Below are 1,302 nucleotides of genomic sequence, written 5' to 3'. Positions count from 1 at the left end.
TCACTAGTGTCCACTAAAGATTAAAAAAAGTTCTTTGAAATTATTGTAAATCTGTATTTTAAGTCTCATTTTAGAGCGTGACGATTTGAATTGAATTCTTATGTTCGTAAATTAACTTTACGAAAATGAATCACGGCAAATATGTCTTTTCTCAATTGGTTGAATTTCTACCGCAACGCGTTTTTGATAGACTTGTAACAAAATATAATGGTAATAAAAGTGTTAAACATTTTACTTGTTGGAATCAACTTTTATGTATGCTTTTTGGTCAATTATCCTCTCGTGAAAGCTTGCGAGATTTGATAACTGTTATCGAAGCACATCAATCAAAATCGTATCATTTGGGGTTTGGAAAAAATGTAACTCGAAGTAACTTATCCAAAGCAAATGAAAATCGTAATTATAAAATATTTGAAGACTTTGCCAACCATTTAATATTGATTGCCCAAGAAAAAAACTGCAACGATAGTTTTGAAATAAAAGGTAATATCTATGCTTTTGATCTTCAACTATTGACTTGTGTTTGAGTGTGTTTTGGTGGGCTCATTTTCGAAAAACCAAAGCAGGAATAAAACTCCACACACTTTTTGATATTAACACACAAATCCCAGTATTTATTCACATCACAGAGGCAAATGTTCACGATGTTAATGCTATGGACATCATCAATTACGAACCTTTTGCTTACTATATTTTTGACCGTGCTTATGTTGATTATTTAAGGCTTTATCAAATCACAAAATCAACTGCTTATTTTGTAGTCAGAGCAAAATCAAATTTAAAATTCAAAAGAATGTATTCCAAAAAAACGGATAAATCTACTGGGGTTATTTATGACCAAACAGGGAAAATAGACGGCTTTTATACTTCAAAAGATTATCCCGAAAAGATTAGAAAAGTGAAGTTCTTTGATGCTGAAAATAATAAAATGCTAATCTTTTTGACTAATAATTTTGACTTGTCAGCCGGGCAAATTGCTTTGCTTTACAAACAGCGTTGGCAGATTGAATTATTCTTTAAATGGATTAAACAACATCTGAAAGTTAAGACCTTTTGGGGTACAAAAGAAAATGCTGTACGCATACAAATCAACATCGCAATAATAACTTATTGCTTGGTGTCAATAATTGCAAAAGATTTAAAAATCAATCGTTCCATCTACGAAATTCTACAAATTTTATCAGCATCATTACTTGATAAAACACCTGTAAATGAATTACTTATGAAATCAGATTACAATAATGTCAATGAACTTGATTCTAACCAGCTGGTTTTCAACTTATTTTAAGTGGACACTAGTGA

General features: G+C 30.6%; 2 protein-coding genes. Both read left to right on the top strand.

What is annotated here, in order from left to right:
* The first annotated feature begins 125 nt into the window (after positions 1-125).
* On the top strand, positions 126-527 hold the full coding sequence (locus DB895_RS14405; protein WP_208012202.1) for a DUF4372 domain-containing protein: 402 nt from the start codon (positions 126-128) through the stop codon (positions 525-527).
* Positions 528-529: 2 nt separating this feature from the next.
* Entirely contained in the window at positions 530-1,288 is a 759-nt protein-coding gene (locus tag DB895_RS14110) for an IS4 family transposase (protein WP_243694684.1), read from the top strand.
* Positions 1,289-1,302: the final 14 nt, after the last annotated feature.

The organism is Flavobacterium psychrotolerans (assembly GCF_003097635.1).
Lineage (GTDB): Bacteria > Bacteroidota > Bacteroidia > Flavobacteriales > Flavobacteriaceae > Flavobacterium > Flavobacterium psychrotolerans.
This window is presented reverse-complemented; position numbering and strand designations above follow the sequence as displayed.

Excerpts from the sequence above, each read along its gene's own strand:
- DB895_RS14405 (WP_208012202.1), top strand. The coding sequence starts at position 126 with ATGAATCACGGCAAATATGTCTTTTCTCAATTGGTTGAATTTCTACCG.